The sequence below is a fragment of the Pseudomonas sp. N040 genome, assembly GCF_015637705.1.
GTDB lineage: Bacteria > Pseudomonadota > Gammaproteobacteria > Pseudomonadales > Pseudomonadaceae > Aquipseudomonas.
Genome location: NZ_JADOBE010000008.1, coordinates 68092 through 86468, shown reverse-complemented (window position 1 = coordinate 86468; position 18377 = coordinate 68092). Strand labels below are relative to the sequence as shown.

At 66.2% G+C, this 18377-nt stretch carries 23 protein-coding genes; 16 read left to right on the top strand and 7 right to left on the bottom strand.

The window, feature by feature from the left end:
- Positions 1-53: 53 nt before the first annotated feature.
- A complete protein-coding gene (tesB, locus tag ISX93_RS12865; RefSeq protein ID WP_195779133.1) occupies positions 54-923 on the top strand; it encodes an acyl-CoA thioesterase II in 870 nt (289 codons plus the stop codon).
- Positions 920-1510: an HAD family hydrolase gene (locus ISX93_RS12860; RefSeq protein ID WP_195779132.1), complete on the top strand. Its 591-nt coding sequence runs from the start codon at positions 920-922 to the stop codon at positions 1508-1510. Before tesB ends, ISX93_RS12860 begins: the two co-directional genes overlap by 4 nt.
- A 117-nt stretch (positions 1511-1627) precedes the next feature.
- On the opposite strand, the gene yedA is transcribed toward ISX93_RS12860, so the two are convergent.
- Complete coding sequence (gene yedA, locus ISX93_RS12855; RefSeq protein ID WP_195779131.1) at positions 1628-2509, bottom strand: drug/metabolite exporter YedA; 882 nt, start codon at positions 2507-2509, stop codon at positions 1628-1630.
- Between the two features lie 35 nt (positions 2510-2544).
- Positions 2545-3024: a LabA-like NYN domain-containing protein gene (locus ISX93_RS12850; RefSeq protein WP_195779130.1), complete on the bottom strand. Its 480-nt coding sequence runs from the start codon at positions 3022-3024 to the stop codon at positions 2545-2547.
- Positions 3025-3150: 126 nt separating this feature from the next.
- On the opposite strand from ISX93_RS12850, the gene ISX93_RS12845 reads away from it, so the two are divergent.
- Positions 3151-3834: a YciC family protein gene (locus ISX93_RS12845; RefSeq protein WP_229732197.1), complete on the top strand. Its 684-nt coding sequence runs from the start codon at positions 3151-3153 to the stop codon at positions 3832-3834.
- On the opposite strand, the gene ISX93_RS12840 is transcribed toward ISX93_RS12845, so the two are convergent.
- The 3 genes from ISX93_RS12840 to hrpB form a co-directional block, all read right to left on the bottom strand.
- Entirely contained in the window at positions 3823-4665 is an 843-nt protein-coding gene (locus ISX93_RS12840; RefSeq protein WP_195779129.1) for an SDR family oxidoreductase, read from the bottom strand. The genes ISX93_RS12845 and ISX93_RS12840 overlap by 12 nt on opposite strands.
- 14 nt (positions 4666-4679) lie before the next feature.
- The gene (locus ISX93_RS12835; protein WP_195779128.1) at positions 4680-4919 is read right to left on the bottom strand and encodes a CDGSH iron-sulfur domain-containing protein; all 240 of its coding nucleotides are present in this window, start codon (positions 4917-4919) and stop codon (positions 4680-4682) included.
- 366 nt (positions 4920-5285) lie between these two features.
- Positions 5286-7805: an ATP-dependent helicase HrpB gene (hrpB, locus tag ISX93_RS12830; RefSeq protein WP_195779127.1), complete on the bottom strand. Its 2520-nt coding sequence runs from the start codon at positions 7803-7805 to the stop codon at positions 5286-5288.
- 123 nt (positions 7806-7928) lie between these two features.
- Between hrpB and ISX93_RS12825 the strand changes: the two genes are divergently transcribed.
- The 7 genes from ISX93_RS12825 (at position 7929) to ISX93_RS12795 (ending at position 11279) form a co-directional block, all read left to right on the top strand.
- Positions 7929-8348, top strand: a complete 420-nt coding sequence (locus ISX93_RS12825) for a polyribonucleotide nucleotidyltransferase (RefSeq protein ID WP_195779242.1) — start codon at positions 7929-7931, stop codon at positions 8346-8348.
- On the top strand, positions 8348-9247 hold the full coding sequence (locus tag ISX93_RS12820) for a cation diffusion facilitator family transporter (protein ID WP_195779241.1): 900 nt from the start codon (positions 8348-8350) through the stop codon (positions 9245-9247). The genes ISX93_RS12825 and ISX93_RS12820 overlap by 1 nt, the downstream gene beginning before the upstream one ends.
- A 44-nt stretch (positions 9248-9291) precedes the next feature.
- Positions 9292-9708, top strand: a complete 417-nt coding sequence (locus ISX93_RS12815; protein WP_195779126.1) for an MAPEG family protein — start codon at positions 9292-9294, stop codon at positions 9706-9708.
- A 194-nt stretch (positions 9709-9902) separates the two neighbouring features.
- Complete coding sequence (locus tag ISX93_RS12810; protein ID WP_195779125.1) at positions 9903-10055, top strand: hypothetical protein; 153 nt, start codon at positions 9903-9905, stop codon at positions 10053-10055.
- A 1-nt stretch (position 10056) separates the two neighbouring features.
- Entirely contained in the window at positions 10057-10536 is a 480-nt protein-coding gene (locus ISX93_RS12805; protein WP_195779124.1) for an Lrp/AsnC family transcriptional regulator, read from the top strand.
- A gap of 79 nt (positions 10537-10615) precedes the next feature.
- Positions 10616-10831 carry a DUF2788 domain-containing protein gene (locus tag ISX93_RS12800; protein WP_195779123.1) on the top strand — a complete coding sequence of 72 codons (216 nt, stop codon included), beginning with the start codon at positions 10616-10618 and terminating at the stop codon, positions 10829-10831.
- A 55-nt stretch (positions 10832-10886) separates the two neighbouring features.
- Positions 10887-11279, top strand: coding sequence for a globin (locus tag ISX93_RS12795; protein WP_195779122.1), 393 nt, complete (start codon positions 10887-10889; stop codon positions 11277-11279).
- A 6-nt stretch (positions 11280-11285) separates the two neighbouring features.
- Here ISX93_RS12795 and ISX93_RS12790 read toward each other — a convergent pair whose 3' ends face one another.
- Positions 11286-11855 (bottom strand): pseudouridine synthase, encoded by a 570-nt coding sequence (locus ISX93_RS12790; RefSeq protein ID WP_195779240.1) that lies wholly within the window; start codon positions 11853-11855, stop codon positions 11286-11288.
- A 161-nt stretch (positions 11856-12016) separates the two neighbouring features.
- Here ISX93_RS12790 and ISX93_RS12785 point away from each other — a divergent pair, with 161 nt between their 5' ends.
- The 6 genes from ISX93_RS12785 (at position 12017) to ISX93_RS12760 (ending at position 16854) form a co-directional block, all read left to right on the top strand.
- The gene (locus tag ISX93_RS12785; protein WP_195779121.1) at positions 12017-13072 is read left to right on the top strand and encodes an MBL fold metallo-hydrolase; all 1056 of its coding nucleotides are present in this window, start codon (positions 12017-12019) and stop codon (positions 13070-13072) included.
- 33 nt (positions 13073-13105) lie between these two features.
- Positions 13106-14176, top strand: a complete 1071-nt coding sequence (locus tag ISX93_RS12780; protein ID WP_195779120.1) for a helix-turn-helix domain-containing protein — start codon at positions 13106-13108, stop codon at positions 14174-14176.
- A 106-nt stretch (positions 14177-14282) separates the two neighbouring features.
- Positions 14283-14450 (top strand): hypothetical protein, encoded by a 168-nt coding sequence (locus ISX93_RS12775; RefSeq protein ID WP_195779119.1) that lies wholly within the window; start codon positions 14283-14285, stop codon positions 14448-14450.
- A 91-nt stretch (positions 14451-14541) separates the two neighbouring features.
- On the top strand, positions 14542-15336 hold the full coding sequence (locus tag ISX93_RS12770) for a sterol desaturase family protein (protein ID WP_195779118.1): 795 nt from the start codon (positions 14542-14544) through the stop codon (positions 15334-15336).
- A 215-nt stretch (positions 15337-15551) separates the two neighbouring features.
- Entirely contained in the window at positions 15552-15803 is a 252-nt protein-coding gene (locus tag ISX93_RS12765; RefSeq protein WP_195779117.1) for a hypothetical protein, read from the top strand.
- On the top strand, positions 15793-16854 hold the full coding sequence (locus ISX93_RS12760) for a helix-turn-helix domain-containing protein (RefSeq protein WP_195779116.1): 1062 nt from the start codon (positions 15793-15795) through the stop codon (positions 16852-16854). Before ISX93_RS12765 ends, ISX93_RS12760 begins: the two co-directional genes overlap by 11 nt.
- A 16-nt stretch (positions 16855-16870) precedes the next feature.
- Here the strand turns inward: ISX93_RS12760 and amn are convergent, their stop codons facing one another.
- Positions 16871-18343, bottom strand: a complete 1473-nt coding sequence (gene amn / locus ISX93_RS12755) for an AMP nucleosidase (RefSeq protein WP_195779115.1) — start codon at positions 18341-18343, stop codon at positions 16871-16873.
- Positions 18344-18377 lie beyond the last annotated feature (34 nt).

Sequence of the window (18377 nt, the reverse complement as noted above, 5' to 3'; positions counted from 1 at the left end):
CGACGCGCAGGGGCGGACACCGCCACCTGCCAGATGAATTTCAGGAGCTATTGATGAGTCAAGTGCTGGATGAACTGGTTGCCCTGCTGAGCATGGAAGCCATCGAGGAAGACCTGTTCCGCGGCGCCAGCCAGGATCTGGGTTTCCGCCAGATGTTCGGTGGCCAGGTGCTCGGCCAGTCGCTGTCGGCTGCCTGCCAGACCGTCGGTGACGGCCGGCTGGTGCACTCGCTGCACGGCTACTTCCTGCGTCCCGGCGATGCAGGGTTGCCGGTGGTGTATCAGGTCGAACGGGTGCGCGACGGCGGCAGCTTCAGTACCCGCCGGGTCACCGCGATCCAGAAGGGCAAGACCATCTTCACCTGCGCCGCTTCCTTCCAGGGCGTGGAAGAAGGTTTCCATCACCAGGCGCAGATGCCCGAAGTGCCGGGACCGGAAACCCTGCGCTCGGAAACCGTGCTGGCGCGGATGGTCGCCGACAAGCTGCCCGAACGCCTGCGCGAGCGCGCGGTGCACGACAAGCCGATCGACATCCGCCCGGTGAGTCTGAACAACCCGTTCGATCCCAAGCCGGCCGACCCGGTCAAGCACGTGTGGTTCCGCGCCGACGGCACGCTGCCGGACAACCCGGCACTGCACCAGTATCTGCTGGCCTACGCCTCCGACTTCGGCCTGCTGACCACCTCGATGCTGCCGCACGGGGTGTCGGTGTGGCAGAAGTTCATGCAGGTGGCCAGCCTCGACCATGCCATCTGGTTCCACCGGCCGATCCGCGCCGATGAGTGGCTGCTGTATGCCATGGACAGCCCCTGGGCCGGCAATTCGCGCGGTTTCTCGCGCGCCAGCATCTTCAATCAGGCCGGCGAACTGGTCGCCTCGGTGGCGCAGGAAGGCTTGATTCGCCAGCGCGAAGACTGGAAGTGAAACGGCTTGCCGAAGCACGGCATTGGGTGTTCGATCTGGATGGCACGCTGACCCTGGCCATCCACGATTTCGCCGCAATCCGCCGCGCGCTGGATATTCCGGCCGAGCACGACATCCTGCAGCATCTGGCCGCCCTTCCCGAATCTGAAGCGGCAGCCAAACATGCCTGGCTGCTGGAACATGAACAGCAACTGGCGCATGCCGCACAGCCGGCTGCCGGCGCCGTCGAACTGGTGCGCAGCTTGGCCGCCCGCGGTTGCCGGCTCGGCATTCTCACGCGCAATGCGCGGCCGCTGGCGCAACTGACGCTGGCCACCATAGGGCTGGGTGAATGCTTTGCCGAGGCCGACATCATTGGCCGCGATGAAGCCCCGCCCAAACCTGATCCGGGTGGACTGCTGCAGATCGCCGAACGCTGGCAGGTAAGACCGGCAACGCTGGTCATGGTTGGTGACTACCGCTTCGACCTTGACTGCGCCCGCGCGGTCGGCGCGACCAGTGTGCTGGTCAATCTTGAACAGAACCCCTGGCCAGAACTGGCCGATCTGTTTGCCCGTGATTGCCACGAACTGCTTGGCTTGATCTAGCCCGCAAATCGTTGGACTTCAGCGCCTTGCGCCCTAACCGCAACCTACGGCTCTCTCCAACCCTGTAGGTTGCGGTTAGGGCGCAGCGAAGCCCAACACGCGCACACTGTCTTTTGATCAACTCGGCCGGCGCCACTGCGGCAGAGTGATCAGCAGCACAGCTGCAAGAATAACCGCCATCGCCAGCCACTCTTCGCGGCCGATCTGCTCACCGGCAAAGACAATCCCCAGCAGCACCGCCACCGGCGGATTGACATAGGCATAGCTGGAAGCGGCCGCCGGGCGCACGGTGTTAAGCAGGTACAGATAAGCACTGAACGCGATGATCGAGCCGAACACCACCAGATAGGCCAGCGCCGCCCAACCCGCCGGCGTCGGCCAGCTGTACAGACGTTCGCCGCTGAGCAGGCTGGCCAGCAACAGCACGGCCCCGCCCACCAGCATTTCTGCAGCGCTGGTCATTGGTCCGGCAGGCAGCGGCAGGTGCTTGCTCCACATCGAGCCGAAGGCCCAGGTCAACGAGGCAAACAGCACCAGCACAGCCCCCAGTGGGCTGGCCTGCAGATTTGAGCCCAGATTGAGCAAAACAATACCGAGCAACCCGAGGAGAATGCCGGCCCACTCCAGACGGGTCGTGCGCAATCCCCAGAACAACCCGAACAGCAGGAAGAACAGCGGCTCAGTGGCGATTGCCAATGCCGCCACCCCGGAAGCCACGCCCAGATGTTCTGCCACCGTCACGGCACCATTGCCACAACTGAGCAGCAACACGCCAAGCATGCCGGCCAGCTTCCACTGCGCCCAGGTTGGTGCCGGCACCCCGCGCCAGCGCAGCCAACCGAACAATAGCGCGCCGGCCAGCAGGAAACGGATCCCCGCCATCAGCAATGGCGGCCAGGACTCCACACCGATGCGGATGGCCAGATAGGTGGAACCCCAGATCAGATAGATGGCGAGAAAGGCCGCGATCAATAGCAGCGAAGGACGACGGGCAGGCATGGCGGGCTCTTGGAAAAAGTGCAGCAAGGCTGCGTTTAATGGCGCAACAGCAGGGTGCCTTCGATCGGGCGGAACTCATCGGCAGCCCTGATCAGCGACTGCGCAGTCAACCCCGGCACGCCATAGACACTGGTGCGCACCTGGTTGACGCAGCGAATGCGCTCCAGCAGCAGGTCGAAATCGCCATCCCCCGAGGCCAGCACCACGCGGTCGACCCGCGCCGCCGCATCCAGCACATCGATGGTGATGCCGACATCCCAGTCACCCTTGGCCGAGCCGTCGCTGCGCTGGATGAACGGCTTGAGCTTCACCACGAAACCGAGCTTGCGCAGGATCTGCTGGAACTGCTGCTGGCGGGCATCGCCACGGTCGATCGCATAGGCATAGGCCTCGACGATCTCGCCTTGCGCCGCCACTTCGGCGCAGAGCGCGGCATAGCTGAAATGGCAGCCATACGCCTGGCGCACGGTGTAATAGAGGTTCTGCACATCGGCAAACAGGGCGATTCGGCTCAAGGGGCGGCTCGCTGGGTGGACAGGTGCATAGTATGCACCTGTCCTGCACTCAAGCATGCGCAGGACAGTCGCCAGCCTGTTACATTTGCCGCGCGCCATTCCGAGCCACCAGCCCACAGACCGCCCATGCCGACCATCAACCCGTTCACTGTCCTGCGCGAATCCGCCTACTTCTTCAGCCACAACCTGCTGCCGATTGCCCGCTTGTGCCTGCCCCTGCTGCTGCTCGAGGGCCTGCTGCGCCAGCAACTGGCCGACAGCAGCCTGCAACTGGCGCCGGAGGCCAGCGAACTGCTGGTCACCCTGCTGTGCTATCCGCTGTACAGCGCCGCGCTGATCCTGTTCCTGCATGCGCGCAGCCAGCAGCTGCCAGCGGCACCCCTGCAACTGCTCAGCCAGGCGCTGCAACTGTGGCCACGCTTTGCCCTTCTCGCCGGGCTGAGCACGCTGCTGATCATGCTCGGCAGCTACCTGCTGATCCTGCCGGGACTCTGGGTCATGCTGCGGCTGCTGTTCGCCGAGTACCTGCTGACGCTGGACGGGCTCGCGCCACTGGCGGCCATGCACGCCAGCTTCCGCCTCAGTCGCGGCTATTTCTGGCTGTGCGCGGTGTGCATCTTCAGCGTCATGCCGCCGCTGTGGCTGCTCGACTGGTGGAGCTTCCAGCAACTCGGCGAGCACCCGGACGCGCTCGCGCAGATCCTGCTGGATGCCGGCAACGGCTTCCTGCAACTGTTTGTCAGCGTGGTGGGCTACCGCCTGTTCATGCTGCGCCGGCAGCAACCCGCCAGCGACGCTTCAGCGGCCTGAAGGCGAGCGGCGGATGCCGGACATGCGCGGCAGCAGCACGCGCTCGAACAGCCGTGGGAAGTAGCGCGCCAGCAGCCGCGCCCGCCAGTCGACATTCGACATCACCAGCAGGCGCTTGCGCTTGAGCGCGGCGCGGTAGATCGCTTCGGCCACATCCTGCGCCGAGGCCACCCTGCCCATCGCCAGGGGGGGCTGGGCAGCGATCGAGGCATCGCCGACCAGCGCGTTCTTGCGCAGGTCGGTGGCGGTGAAGCCCGGGCACACCAGCATCACCCCGACACCCGAACCCAGGAGCTCGCAGCGCAGCGTTTCGAACAAACCGTGCAGGGCATGCTTGCTGGCGTTGTAGGCACTGCGGTAGAGCAGCGGCGAGAAGCCCGACAGCGAACTCATGACAATGATCTGACCATGCCGGTCGATCAGGCTGGGCAGCGCCGCCTGGGTGCAATGCACGGCACCGAAATAGTTGATATCCATGATCCGCCGGAACACCTCCAGCGAGGTTTCCGCAAAGGTGCTGCGGTGGGTCACGCCGGCGTTGTTGATCAACACGTCGATGCCGCCAAAAAGCTCGATGGCCAGCGTCACGCAGTGCTGCACGCGCTCGGCATCGGCGACATCGCAGCACAGCCCGAGCGCTTCGACATTGTGGTGATCGCGCAGGTGCTGCACCAGGCTGTCCAGCGCATCCTGATCGAGATCCAGCAACACCAGGCGGGCACCGGCCTGGGCGAAGCGCAGCGCCAGGGCCCGTCCGATGCCGGCACAGCCGCCACTGATGAGTACCACCTTGCGCTCGAATGTCTTGCTGGCGAATACCTTGCGCTGCATGGGCGGCCTCGGCGTCAGAGTTGCTTGTGCTGGCCATCGCAGAGCGGTGGCGTACGGGTCTGCTTGCAGCCACAGAAATACAGGGTTTTAGCCTGCTCTGCGTGGTATTTCAGCGGGGTGATGCCGCTGCCCTTGTGCGAGCCATCGCAGAACGGTTGCTTGCCGCTGCGCCCGCAGGCACACCAGAAATAATCCTGGCCGGCCTCGACCTCGACAGCAAAGGGCGCCTTTTGTGCAATCACGGATTCAGGCATGGGGATGTCCTCGGCGGCTACGCGACCTGCGTCAGCCAAGCATAGCCGCTCGCGGCTCGCCAGGGCGCGACGGTTTTTTCTGGTGCCTGGCGGAATTGCGGTTGAGTGCATTGACGTCGGCTTGGAAAGCCGTGTGCAGCTTTTTGACTGGTGCTCCGAGTCAGACCGCTGCGCTTTCCTCGGCTGTGGGCTACAGGTTGCGCCCTGCACGGCGCCTCACTTTCTCTTGACTCGCTGCGCTCGCCCGGCGGGGCGAAACCAGAACTCTCAATCACCGCAATAATCAGCCGGGGCAGCCAATCAGAAAATCAGCAGCGGATTTCCCATCCGACACCACCCTTCCCCCGGCTTGCGCAATAAACCCCTTCAGCGCCGCGGCTTGGCGCGTGCGGTCGGCTCGGCCAGCAGCGGGTCATCCGGCCAGTAGTGCTTGGGGTAGCGCCCCTTGAGGTCCTTCTTCACGTCGGCATAGGTGTTGGCCCAGAAGCTGGCCAGGTCCTGGGTCACCTGCACCGGCTTGTGCCCGGGCGAGAGCAGGTGCAGCTTGAGCGGCTGGCGGCCGCCGGCGATGCGCGGGGTAGCCGCCAGGCCGAACAGTTCCTGCAGGCGTACCGCCAGCACCGGCGGGTGTTCCTGGTAGTCGATGCGGATACGCGAACCGGAGGGCACCTCCAGGCTCTTCGGCGCCAGCTCGTCGAGGCGCTGCGGCAACGGCCAGGGCAACCGGCTAGTGAGCATGGCCGGCAGGTCCAGGCTGGCGAAATGGCTGAGCCGCGTGACCTTGTCCAGGTACGGCAACAGCCAGTCCTCGAGGTGTTCGAGCAGCGCCGCATCACTCACCTCCGGCCACTGGCTGTGTCCGGCCTGCTCGATATCCAGCCGGCGCAGCAGCGCGATGCGCGCCTGCCACTGGCGCAGTTCCGGGGTCCACGCCAGCAGCGCCAGGCCCTTGCGCCGCACCAGCGCGAGCAAGGCACGGCCGCGCGCGGCTGCATCCAGCTGCGCCAGTGGCTGGCTGTCGAACAGCAGCTCGCCGACCTTGCGCTGGCGCTCGGCGCGCAACAGGCCCTGGCGCTCGTCCCACTCGAGCACTTCGCTGACCTGCAGCTGGTCCGCCAGCGGCCCGTCGAACAGCTGCGGATCCAGTTCGGCGGCCAGGTAGATGCGCTCCTCGCGCTGGCCCTGACGACTGCCCAGGTCGGCCACCACCAGCCACTCGTGCTTCATCAGCGCATCGGCTTCAGCAAACTGCGCGGCGCGGCCATTGGCCAGGCGGTATTCGGCGCCACCGGCACGGCGCTGGCGGGCGATGCGGTCGGGGTAGGCGAAGGCCAGCAGGCAACCCAGCCAGCACGGATTGTCGAGATCCATCACCGGCTGGATGGTCTGCCTGGGCAACAGCTGGCGGAACTGCCTGGCCAGTTGCCGGGCACGCTGTAGCGCACCCTGGCTGGCGCGCTCAACCCGCTGCTCGCCGGTGAGCAGACTGAGCCGGCGGTGCAGATCCGCGCCGGCGCCGCGCAGCATGTCACGCTCGCCGAGCAACGCCGCCAGGTCACAGGCCAGCGCAGTCAGGCCCAGCGCCTGGGCGCGCAACAGCAGATGGGCCAGGCGCGGATGGGTCGGCAGTTCGGCCATCGCCTGGCCATGGGTGCTCAGCGCGCCCCGCTCATCCAGCGCACCGAGCCGCTGCAGCAGGTCGCGCGCCTGGGCGTAGGCGGCCTGCGGCGGCGCATCCAGCCAGGCCAGCTCGGCCGGGGTCACCCCCCAGCGCGCCAGCTGCAGTGCCAGGCCGGCCAGGTCGGCCTGGAGCATTTCCGCCGTGGCGTAGGCCGCCAGCTGCTCATGCTGGGCTTGCGACCACAGCCGGTAACACACCCCGGGTTCCAGCCGCCCGGCGCGCCCGGCCCGCTGGGTGGCCGAGGCGCACGAAATGCGCTGGGTATCCAGGCGGGTCATGCCGCTGGCCGGATCGAAGCGCGGCACCCGCTCCAGCCCGGCATCGATCACCACCCGCACGCCATCGATGGTCAGGCTGGTTTCGGCGATATTGGTCGCCAGTACCACCTTGCGCAGACCGGCCGCAGCCGGCTCGATGGCCGCGCGCTGGGCGGCCAGATCCAGCTCGCCATGCAACGGACAGAGCAGGATATCGCGCCGGCCGCCCAGTGCCTCGGCCAGCTGCTCGTGCAGCCGGCGGATTTCCGCCTGCCCGGGAAGGAACACCAGCAGGCTGCCGGACTCCTCGCCCAGCGCCTGCAGCACCGTTTGCAACACGCGCGGCTCGACCCACTCGCCCGGTTGCGCCGGCCGCCCCCAGTGGATGCGCACCGGGTACTGGCGCCCGTCACTGCTGACCACCGGCGCATTGCCGAGCAGTGCCGACAAGCGCTGGCCCTCCAGCGTCGCCGACATCAGCAGCACCTTGAGCGGCACCTCGTCACGCAGCAGCTCGCGGCCATTCAGGCACAGCGCCAGGGCCAGGTCGGCGTCCAGGCTGCGCTCATGGAACTCGTCGAAGATCACCAGACCGACCCCTTCCAGCGCCGGATCTGCCTGCAGGCGCCGCGCCAGGATTCCCTCGGTGACCACCTCGATGCGCGTGCGCGGGCCGACCTTGCTCTCCAGGCGGATGCGGTAGCCCACCGTTTCGCCCACCGCCTCGCCCAGTTCGCTGGCCAGCCGCTCGGCCGCCGCCCGCGCCGCCAGCCGGCGCGGTTCGAGCATAAGAATGCGCTGGCCGCCGAGCCAGGGCTCGTGCAGCAGTGCCAGCGGCACCCGGGTGGTCTTGCCGGCACCCGGTGGCGCTTCCAGCACCGCTTCATGGCGCTCGGCAAGGGCTTTGCGCAAGGCAGGAATGGCGGCATCGATCGGTAACGGGAGCATCAGCGGCCTGCTTCACAGAATGAGACGCGATTATACCCTTGCAGCCTTGGGCAACTCTCGGGACATACGCCCGGTGTTATAGTGATGGCCCATTTCAACTCATCCTTTGCAGCCCTGATGACTATGCGCACACCACACAAACTCGTCGGCAGCGCGTTCTGCCTGGCCCTTGTCAGCCAGCTGGCGGCCTGCGGCACCATCTTCTATCCGGAGCGGCGCGGCCAGATCAGCGGCAAGATCGATCCGGCGATTGCCGTCATGGACGCCATCGGCCTGCTGTTCTACATCATCCCCGGCTTGCTGGCGTTTGCCGTGGACTTCATCACCGGCGCCATCTACCTGCCCGGCGGCAAGCATGCCCAAGTCGATCCCGCGCTGCTGCAAAAAGCCATCAACCCGGATGGCAGCATTGACAACCTGCGCCTCAAGACCATCATCGAGGAGCAAACCGGACACTCCCTGCCGCTGGACAACCCCTCCCTGCTCCAGCAGCGCGGCAACCTGCAGCAACTGGCCAGCCTCGGCCTGCGGCCGACAGCATGATCAGCACCAGCGCCGAACATGCACGCCTGCTGCGTCTGGCCACCGGCGCCTCGCTGGCAGTCGCCTGCAGCCTGATCATCGCCAAGGCCATCGCTTGGTGGCTGAGCGGCTCGGTCAGCCTGCTGGCCGGCCTCACCGACTCGCTGATGGACGCCGCGGCATCCTTTCTCAACCTGCTGGCCGTGCATTACGCGCTCAAGCCGGCTGATGAAGACCATCGCTACGGGCATGGCAAGGCCGAGGCCCTGGCCGGGCTGGCACAGGCGCTGTTCATCAGCATCAGTGCGGTGCTGATCGGCGCCCACGCCATCGAGCGCCTCAACAACCCGCAGCCGCTGGCGGCCGAAGGGCTGGGCATTGCGGTGATCCTGCTGTCGCTGGTGCTGACCGCGGCCCTGCTGCTGCTGCAACGGCATGTGGTGCGCGAGACCGGCTCGACGGCGGTGCATGCCGATGCCCTGCATTACAAGTCCGACCTGCTGCTCAACGGCAGCATCCTGCTGGCGCTGGTCCTCGCCGGCCTCGGCTGGAACCGGGTCGATGCGCTGTTCGGCCTGGGCATCGCCTTCTACATCCTGTGGAGCGCCATCGGCATCGGCCGCCAGTCGATCGCCGTGCTGATGGACCAGGAGCTGCCGGTGGAAGTCACCGAACGCATGCTCGAACTGGTCGTCGAGGTTCCCGGCGTGCTCGGCGTGCATGACCTGCGCTCGCGCATCTCCGGCAGCCACTGGCATGTGCAACTGCACGTGGAGATGCCGGCCGAACTGCCCTTGATTCAGGCACATGCGCTCTGCGATGCTGCCGAGGCGGCGATTCACCGCGAGTTCCCACGGACCGAAGTGCTGGTGCATGCCGACCCCAAGGAACGCTCGCAGGACGCCACTCCCCCGCTCTGAGCTGAATCCCGCAGCCACCCTGCATAAACACAAGAGGAAACCTCATGCCCCTTTCTGCAAGTGCGATCGCCCTGCTCGGCCTGGTTGGCTGGAGCCTTTTCCTGGTCGTCCTGCTGGCCAACATGCGCGGCATCAAGGTGATGGGCGGACACAAGGCGGTGAATGCCTTCAATGCCGACGGCAGCGATGTTCCCGGCTTCGGCCAGCGCCTGACCCGCGCCTATGCCAATTGCCTGGAAAACCTGCCTGGGCAAGCGGCCGTGCTGCTCTATGCGCTGCTGGCCGGGCAGACCGCGATCACCGACCCGCTGGCCGGCACGCTCCTCGGCGCACGCCTGCTGCAATCCTGCGTACACCTGCTGAGTACCGCTCCGATCTTTGTCTGGGTGCGCTTTGCCAGCTATCTGGTGCAGGTGCTGATTCTCGCCTGGTGGCTGCTGAAACTGGGTGGCCTGCTGTAGCTGCCGGCGCCTGGCCGCGGGGAGCGAAACCCCGCGCAAGAAAAAGGGCAGCCCCGGGGCTGCCCTTTTTCTTGCGTCCGGCTCTGGCGGGGGTAACGCCATTTTTCGCGCCCGCCTGGTTGGGCTGGGCGGACCCGGTAGCCACGTGATCCGGTAGGACCTGCGGCGGCGGTCGGCCTGGTTGGGCGAACCGCATGGACGATGAAGTCCGGGCCTTGAAACTGGAAACCAGCTTAACCCCGGTAGCGCGAAAGATGCTTGCGAAGATTGCACAGAAAAAGCTTAATTGCGCAATAAATCAGCGCAAGCGCATCATTATCGGCAATGAACAAACTGTCGGAAGCTAAAATGAACAAACTTGACCGCTATGACCTGAAGATTCTCGCCGAACTGCAGCGCGACTCGCGCATTTCCAACCAGGAACTGGCCGAGCGCATCGGCCTGTCGCCCTCGCCCTGCTCGCGGCGGGTCAAGCAGCTGGAGGATGACGGCTACATCCTGCGCCAGGTTGCCCTGCTGGATCGCAAGAAACTCGGCCTGACCCTGACCGCCTACGTGCTGGTCGGCATGGACCGGCACACCCCGGAGCGCTTCGAGGGCTTCGAGAGTGCCATCCGCAAATGCCCGGAAGTGCTCGAATGCAGCCTGGTCACCGGGGTGGACGCCGACTATCAGCTGAAAGTGGTGGTGGCCGACATGGATCACTACCAGCAATTCCTGCTTGGCCAGCTGACCCGCATCGAAGGCGTGACCAGCGTGCGTTCCAGCTTCGTGCTGAACCAGGTACTCAGCAGCACCGAACTGCCCCTGGAGCACTTGCGCAGCTGAATGGCAGGCGAAAACCGCCTCCAGCGCGTATAATCGCCGCCCGCAACCGGCAGCACCCCCGCAACAGCCCGAGGCCCGCATGGAAACCGAACAGTTCGAAGCCCTGATGATGTACGTTCTGGTCAGCGGGCTGATGCTGTTCATGGCCTTCATCATCTGGGACCTGGCCAAGACCTCCAAGGCCGGCCGCCTGGGCACCGCCATCCTGTTTCTCGGCCTGGGCCTGTGCCTGTTCGCCTTTGCGGCCAAACCGATCATCGGCTACATCATCGAAGTCACCCAGGGCATCAACTAAATCCGCCTGGCGTCGCGGCCCGCGACGCCAGGCATTCCACCGTTCAGGAGCGCCAATGAAACCTACCGATCTGGTCATGCAGAGCTATGGCCGGTGCTGTGCCAGCGCTACTTTTTTCGATGACTTTTACCGCCACTTCCTCGCCAGCTCGCCGGAGATTCGCGAAAGGTTCGCGCAGACCGACATGCCGGCGCAGAAACAGCTGTTGCGCCAGGGCATTCTCAACCTGGTGATGTTCGCCCGCGGCATGCCCGACACCAAGCTGCGCGCCCTCGGGCAGTCACACTCGCGCGCAGGCCTGAACATTCGGCCGGAACTCTACAGCCTGTGGCTGGACGCCCTGATGCTGACGATTGCCGAGCACGACAAACAGTACGACGACAAGGTCCGCCTGGCCTGGCGCGAAGTACTGAACAAGGGTGTCGATGTGATCAAGGCCGGCTACTGAGTCCATTCAGGGCAGTTGCGCATCGACTTCGCGCCACTCTCCAGGCGCCAGGCCATCCAGGCTCCAGGGCCCGATGCGCACCCGCACCAGGCGCAGGGTCGGCAGGCCGACAGCTGCCGTCATCCGGCGTACCTGGCGGTTGCGCCCCTCGCGAATCACCAGCTCCAGCCAGCAGGTCGGCACACGCTGGCGAAAGCGTACCGGCGGGTCGCGCGGCCACAGGTGCGGCTCCGGCAGCAGGCGCGCCTCGGCCGGCAGGGTCAGGCCGTCATTCAGTTCCACCCCGGCGCGCAAGCGCTGCAGGTGCGCCTCATCCGCCACGCCCTCGACCTGCACCCAGTAGGTTTTCGCCAGTTTGTGTTTGGGGTCGGCAATACGCGCCTGCAGGCGGCCATCATTGGTCAGCAGCAGCAAGCCTTCACTGTCGCGGTCGAGCCGCCCGGCCGGATACACGCCCGCCACCTCGATGAAATCCTTGAGCGTGGCGCGCCCCTCGCCGCCGCTGAACTGGGTCAGCACATCGAACGGCTTGTTGAACAGCAGCAGGCGCGGCTCGGCCGGCGCCGCCTTGGCCACCCGGCGCGGCGCCGGGGTACGGCCGGACAGGGGGCGAGAGGGCGGGCGCTTGTCGCTGCGCGGAGGACGTGACATGACTGGAAAACACTTGGCCGGGCGCTGGGCAGGAGTGGCATGCTAGGTTCTGCCGCAACCCTTTCGCAAGCTCGAGTTTACCGGCCATGCCCAGCTCCGCCCGCCCCGCCTGGAAAATCAACCTGGACAGCTTCCTCGGCCGCGGCGCCCCCGGCCATCAAGGGCCCGCCACCGCGCATTTCGACGGCAAGCAGTTCCACAATATCGAGCCCAAGCCGCACAAGAACCTGTGGAGCCTGCTCAAGTGGCAGTTCAGCCGCGCACCGCAACCGGCCTGGATCGAGCAGCCGGGTCCGGCCGAACCGCCGGTGCTGGCCGAGCGGGTCGCCGGCAGCGAGCTGCACGTCACCTATATCAACCACGCGACCCTGCTGCTCCAGCTGCACGGCCTGAACATCCTCACCGACCCGGTCTGGTCGCAGCGGGTCAGCCCGTTCCAGTTCATCGGCCCGCGGCGCCATCACCCGCCGGGCCTGAGCCTGGACCAGCTGCCGGCGATCGACCTGATCCTGGTCAGCCACAACCACTACGACCACCTCGACCTCGACAGCCTGGCGCAACTGGCCGAGCGCTTCCCGCAGGCCCGGGTGGTGACCGGCCTGGGCAATGCCGCGCTGATTGCTGAAAGCGGCTTTACCCGGATCAACGAACTGGACTGGTGGCAGAGCCTGCCGCTGGACGACCAGCTCACCCTGCACGCGGTGCCGGTGCAGCACTGGTCGGCGCGCAGCCGCGCCGATACTAACCAGACGCTGTGGCTGGGCTTCGTGCTGGAGTCACCCGACGGTCCTGTGCTGTTCCCCGGCGACAGCGGCCTGGGGCCGGAATTTCGCCTGATCAACCAGCGCTTCGGAGCAATGCGCTTTGCCGCACTGCCGATCGGTGCCTATGCGCCACGCTGGTTCATGCGCGACAACCACATGGACCCGGACGATGCCGTGCAGGCCCACCAGCAACTGCAATCGCAGTGCAGCATGGCGATTCACTTCGGCACCTTCCGCCTCAGCGACGAGGGCCAGTTCGCCCCGCCGATGGCCCTGCAGCATGCCCTGCAGGACCGGCATGTCGCCCACCACGAATTCCGCGCACCGCAACCCGGCGAACACTGGCGGGTAGCACCACTGGCCCGGCCGGCAGGCTAGACTGGTCGCCCCGCCACCGAGGAAGATGCGTAGATGCCTGTAGCCCCGGAACAGATTGCCGACCTGCTGCTGCGCGGCGCCGGGCTCGGCCTGCTGGCCCTGCTAGGCCTGCGCCTGCTGCAGCCGCCACGCCACACCAGCCGCCTGCTGTGCCTGGGTCTGGTGCTGTGCATCGGCGGCTACCTGCTGACCTCGGGCGGCTTCGATGCCGGCATGCCGCTGCCGCTGCGCGTGCCGCTGGTGATGCTGGCCACCCTCGCGCCAGCCCTGTTCTGGCTGTTCGGTCAGGCCCTGTTCGACGACGAGTTGCGCTGGCACTGGCTGCATGCCCTGCCCGTGCTTGCCCTCGGCAGCATGCCGCTGGTGTGGCTGGGCATGCCGCACAACGCCGCCAACCGGCAGCTGCTGGACCTGTTCCAGCACCTGTTTGCCGGGCTGCTGGTTGGCCATGTGCTGTGGCTGATCGGGCGCAACCATGGCAGCGACCTGCTGCTGCCGCGGCGCCATTTGCGCCTGTGGCTGGGCCCAGGGATCGGCCTGTATATCCTCACGGTGCTGCTGGTGGAACTGCTGGAGCTGGGTCAGCCACAGGGCTATCTTCCCGTCTGGCTCGACCTGCTCAACCTGCTCGGCATCTGCCTTGGCGCGCTGTGGCTGAGCCTGCGCCTGGAGGCCCTGCTCGAATTGCTCGCGCCGCCCGCAGCCAGGCCCCACCCGACGGCTGCCGCGGATAGCGGCGGCGTACCCGGTCCCGACCAGCCGGCGCTGCAGCGCCTGCAGCAGGCGATGCAGGTCGAGCAGCTGTGGCGCCGCGAAAGCCTCAGCGTCGGCGACCTGGCCAGCCACCTGGGGCTGGCCGAATACCGCCTGCGCCGGCTGATCAACGGCGCACTGGGCCAGCGCAACTTCAACACCTACCTCAACCAGTTCCGCATCGAGGCGGCCTGCGCCCAGCTCAGCGACCCGGCACGCCGCCGCCTGCCGGTGCTGAGCATCGCCCTGGATGTCGGTTTCGCCTCCATCGGCCCGTTCAATCGCGCCTTCAAGGCCCAACTGGGCGTTACACCGAGTGAATTCCGCCGGGAAAAGCTTGGCGAAAACTGAAATAGCTGCGCAATTTCGGAATCGGCCAACGGTCTGCAACTAATCGGCAAGCACTCCGCGGCCTGCAGCGCCAAGCTGCAGTCCACACCCCACGGAGGATTGCCCCATGCCCGGACTCAACGCTGTTACCCGCAAGACCCTGCCCGCCTGCCTGCTCGGCGCGGTCATCCTCAGCCTGCTGCTGTGCCTGGCCAAACTCGGCGACAACCAGCAGCAGTGGCGCCTCGACAACTGGGACCTGCCCTACACCGGCTGCACCAACTGGTGCAGCTGAACGCAGCGCTCCGACCAGTCCCGCACCGAATCGACCACCGCTCGCACCGCCAGCCGGGCAACCTGCGCTGGCGCAACAGGGAGAACACCAGATGCTGACCCTCGCCCACCTGCAGAACTCGATGCTGCACGACGTGATCAAGTACCTGCTCAGCGCCGGGGCGCTCGCCCTGTTGCTCTGGCTATTGCGCGAGCGCCTGCAAGGACGCCGCCTGCAAGCCCGCCGGCCGACGCCGGCCAACTACCGCCGCGAGATCGGCTGGTCGCTGCTCACCGCCTGCCTGTTCGCTGGCGCCAGCCTGGTCGGCATCTTCTGGGTCGCCCGGCAGGGCTGGAGCCAGCTGTACTGGAATCTGGATGAATACGGCCTGACGTATGCCGGCTACAGCCTGCTGCTGATGATCGTCGCCCACGATGCGTACTTCTACTGGACCCACCGGCTGCTGCACCAACCGCGGCTGATGCGCTGGGCGCATCGCCTGCATCACCTGTCCCGCACGCCGACGCCTTGGGCCGCCTATGCCTTTCACCCCGGCGAGGCGCTGCTGCACACGGCGTTTCCGATCCTGTTCGCCTTTGTGCTGCCGGTCCACCCGCTGGTGCAGCTGCTCTGGAGCATTCACATGATCGTGCGCAACGTGATCGGTCATTGCGGCCATGAACTGATGCCGCGCTGGATGATCCGCAGCGGCTGGTTCGACTGGCTGACCACCACCACCCACCACGACCTGCACCACCAATACGGTCGGCATAACTACGGACTGTACTTCACCTGGTGGGATCGCTGGCTGGGCACCGAGCACCCGGAGTATCGCGCGCGGCTGGCCAGCGCAGTGGGGCTGACCGGTTGGGTTGCGGCGCACCGCGCCGAAGCCCAGCGGGGTTAGTACAGGGTCCGTGTTGGGCTTCGCTGCGCTCAACCGAGCCTACCGGTTCGGCAGCCCCCGCATGGTCGGGCTGGTGTCGCAGCACGCCGCGAAGGCTTGGCGGAAAGTGCAATCTCTGAGCGATTTCAAATTCGCCGCGGGTTTTTCCTGATTCGCCCAGACCCGAACCGCCGCAAGGGTGACAGTGCTGGCGTACCCCAACGGAGGCTTCGACCATGTCCATCCATACCCGGCACATCCAGCAGCATCTGGCACAACGCAGCGCGGCAACTCCCGGCAGCGCAGCCATCCCCGGCAAGGCTGCCCTGCTGCTCGGCAGCCTGCTAATCTGCATCTGCCTGCTCGGCACCCTGTGGGTGCTGGGGCAGGACTGGCACGCCAGCGCCAACGCCATGGGGCGGGTGCCGGCACAGACAATTCAGCCCGAGCTCCACCTGACCGGACGAACGCTGACGAATGCTCCCTGAGCTGGAACAGAACCTCGACCCCATGCTGCGCGGCGGCGGCCTGGCGCTTCTGCTGCTGCTCGCCCTGCGCCTGCTGCAGCCGCCACATCAGGCCAGCCGCCTGCTATGTCTCGGCCTGGTGTCATGCACCGCGGGTTACCTGTTGAGCTCCGGCAGCTTCGGCCAACACTTGCCGGCGGCGTTGCAAGTGCCATTGCGACTACTGGACAGTCTGGCCCCAACAGTGTTCTGGCTGCTCGGCCAGAACCTGTTCAACGACAGCTTTCGCTGGCGCCCGCTGTATCTGGCGCCGCTGCCTCTGATCATCGGGCTAAGCCTGCTGATCGACCATGCCGGGCTGTCTGCACCGGTCCTGCACTACCTGCTCGTGCTGCAGCAAGGCCTGGCCGGCCTGATGGCCGCCCATGTGATCTGGCTGAGCTGGCACCAGCACGGCGCGGACCTGCTGATCGAGCGCCGCAACCTTCGGCTGTGGCTGGGGCCGGGCATCGGTGTGTACATCATCGCTTTCCAGCTGTTGAACCTGGGCGTAAACGTCGAGACGCTGCCCTATCGGGATCTGATCAAATTGGCCGGCATCGCGCTGTTCGCCCTGTGGATCAGCCTGCGCCTGGAAAATATGCTGGAACTGCTGAGCCCGCAGACACCGCGAGCGCAAAGCCCTGGCGCTGTAGCGGCAGAGCCCGAGGTGCTGCTTGAGGAAAAGGCCACACTCGAGCGCCTGCGCCAAGCCATGGACGAACAGCAACTGTGGCGCCGGGAAAGCCTCAGCGTGGCCGACCTGGCCAGCCACCTGGGTGTCGCCGAGTACCGCCTGCGCCGCCTGATCAACGGCTCGCTCGGCCAGCGCAACTTCAACGCCTACCTCAACCAGTTCCGCATCCAGGCCGCCTGCGAGCAACTCGCCGACCCCGCGCGCCGGCGCCTGCCGGTGCTGAGCATCGCGCTGGATGTCGGTTTCGCCTCGATCACCCCGTTCAACCGCGCCTTCCGCGCCCAGCTCGGCATGACCCCCAGCGAGTTCCGCCGGCAACGCCTCGGCGCCAGTTGAGGCGCTGCCGCGCAGCTTAGCGAAACGGCGGTTCGTCGAAGCTGCGCAGCTTGCGCGAGTGCAGCGACTCTAGCTGGCTACGCAGCAGATCAAGGGCGGCCAGGCCGATCTGCAGGTGCTGGCTGACCGCTTTCTCGTAGAACACACCAGCGGCGCCGGGCAGTTTGATCTCGCTGTGCAGCGGCTTGTCCGAGACGCACAGCAGGGTGCCGTAGGGCACCCGCAAGCGATAACCCTGGGCGGCGACGGTGCCGCTTTCCATGTCCACAGCCACCGCCCGCGCCAGGTTGATCAGCGCCCGCTCGTGGGCCCAGTGCAACTCCCAGTTGCGGTCGTCGTAGGTCAGCACGGTGCCGGTGCGCAGGCGCTTCTTCAGTGCCTCGCCACGCTCGCCGGTGACCTGCGCGGCGGCCTCCTGCAGCGCCTGCTGCACTTCGGCCAAGGCTGGAATCGGGATATTGGTCGGCAGCACCCGGTCGAGGATGCCGTCGCGACGCATGTAGGCATGCGCCAGCACGTAGTCACCGATGGTCTGCGACTGCCGCAGGCCGCCACAGTGGCCGATCATCAGCCAGCAGTGCGGGCGCAATACGGCCAGATGGTCGGTGATGTTCTTCGCGTTGGACGGGCCGACACCAATATTCACCAGCGTTACGCCATGACCATCCTCGGCCAGCAGGTGATAGGCCGGCATCTGGTAACGGTGCCAGACCACCGCATCGGCTACCGCCTGGGCGTCTGCCTCAGTGGTGCCGCGCTCGATGATCACATTGCCCGGCAGCACCATGCGCACGAAACGAGGGTTGTCGCGCAACTGCGCCAGACCGTGGCGAATGAACTGGTCAACATAGCGGTGGTAGTTGGTCAGCAATATCCACGGCTGCACATGCCGCCAGTCGCTGCCGGTGTAGTGCTGCAGGCGCTTGAGCGAGAAATCCACCCGCGCCGCATCGAACAGCGCCAGCGGCAGCTGTTCGGGATCGTCGCGCACAAAGAGCCCATCGGCCACGCTGTCGGTGGCCGCCGACAGGTCGGTACTGGGGAACACCCGGGCCAGCTCGGCCGCTGTCACCCCGGAGCCGGCCAGCTCGTCGCCCTGCTCGACCACATAGGGATAGGGGATGCTCTGCTCGCTCGGCCCGACCTCGACCAGCAGGGTGAAGTCCTGCATCAGCGGGCCAAGCTGGTCGAGCAGGTAACGGCGGAACGCCTGCGGCTGGGTCACGCTGACGCTGTAGGTCCCGGGTGTCTGCACCTTGGCGTAGGCACGCACCGTGCTCGGGACTTCGCCCTGGCAGCGATAGGTCAGGCGCAGCAGCGGGTAGCGGAAGCGCTTGCGCTGGTGCTCATCGGGCTCCACGCGTTCTCGCAGATAGCGCCCAAGCGCCTGACTCAGGGCGTCACTCGCCTGTGCGTAAAGTGCAGCCAGGTGGTCCACTGCCTGCTCGGGGCTATCGACGGTGATAAATGCGTTCCGTTCGGTACTCATGCCAAGCAACCTGGTCAAATTCTGGGCTAATCAT

Excerpts from the sequence above, each read along its gene's own strand:
- tesB (WP_195779133.1), top strand. The coding sequence starts at position 54 with ATGAGTCAAGTGCTGGATGAACTGGTTGCCCTGCTGAGCATGGAAGCC.
- ISX93_RS12840 (WP_195779129.1), bottom strand. The coding sequence starts at position 4,665 with ATGCAGCGCAAGGTATTCGCCAGCAAGACATTCGAGCGCAAGGTGGTA.
- ISX93_RS12760 (WP_195779116.1), top strand. The coding sequence starts at position 15,793 with ATGCTCCCTGAGCTGGAACAGAACCTCGACCCCATGCTGCGCGGCGGC.
- hrpB (WP_195779127.1), bottom strand. The coding sequence starts at position 7,805 with ATGCTCCCGTTACCGATCGATGCCGCCATTCCTGCCTTGCGCAAAGCC.
- amn (WP_195779115.1), bottom strand. The coding sequence starts at position 18,343 with ATGAGTACCGAACGGAACGCATTTATCACCGTCGATAGCCCCGAGCAG.
- ISX93_RS12765 (WP_195779117.1), top strand. The coding sequence starts at position 15,552 with ATGTCCATCCATACCCGGCACATCCAGCAGCATCTGGCACAACGCAGC.
- yedA (WP_195779131.1), bottom strand. The coding sequence starts at position 2,509 with ATGCCTGCCCGTCGTCCTTCGCTGCTATTGATCGCGGCCTTTCTCGCC.
- ISX93_RS12805 (WP_195779124.1), top strand. The coding sequence starts at position 10,057 with ATGAACAAACTTGACCGCTATGACCTGAAGATTCTCGCCGAACTGCAG.
- ISX93_RS12775 (WP_195779119.1), top strand. The coding sequence starts at position 14,283 with ATGCCCGGACTCAACGCTGTTACCCGCAAGACCCTGCCCGCCTGCCTG.
- ISX93_RS12800 (WP_195779123.1), top strand. The coding sequence starts at position 10,616 with ATGGAAACCGAACAGTTCGAAGCCCTGATGATGTACGTTCTGGTCAGC.
- ISX93_RS12780 (WP_195779120.1), top strand. The coding sequence starts at position 13,106 with ATGCCTGTAGCCCCGGAACAGATTGCCGACCTGCTGCTGCGCGGCGCC.
- ISX93_RS12810 (WP_195779125.1), top strand. The coding sequence starts at position 9,903 with ATGGACGATGAAGTCCGGGCCTTGAAACTGGAAACCAGCTTAACCCCG.
- ISX93_RS12795 (WP_195779122.1), top strand. The coding sequence starts at position 10,887 with ATGAAACCTACCGATCTGGTCATGCAGAGCTATGGCCGGTGCTGTGCC.
- ISX93_RS12770 (WP_195779118.1), top strand. The coding sequence starts at position 14,542 with ATGCTGACCCTCGCCCACCTGCAGAACTCGATGCTGCACGACGTGATC.
- ISX93_RS12825 (WP_195779242.1), top strand. The coding sequence starts at position 7,929 with ATGCGCACACCACACAAACTCGTCGGCAGCGCGTTCTGCCTGGCCCTT.
- ISX93_RS12835 (WP_195779128.1), bottom strand. The coding sequence starts at position 4,919 with ATGCCTGAATCCGTGATTGCACAAAAGGCGCCCTTTGCTGTCGAGGTC.
- ISX93_RS12815 (WP_195779126.1), top strand. The coding sequence starts at position 9,292 with ATGCCCCTTTCTGCAAGTGCGATCGCCCTGCTCGGCCTGGTTGGCTGG.
- ISX93_RS12785 (WP_195779121.1), top strand. The coding sequence starts at position 12,017 with ATGCCCAGCTCCGCCCGCCCCGCCTGGAAAATCAACCTGGACAGCTTC.
- ISX93_RS12845 (WP_229732197.1), top strand. The coding sequence starts at position 3,151 with ATGCCGACCATCAACCCGTTCACTGTCCTGCGCGAATCCGCCTACTTC.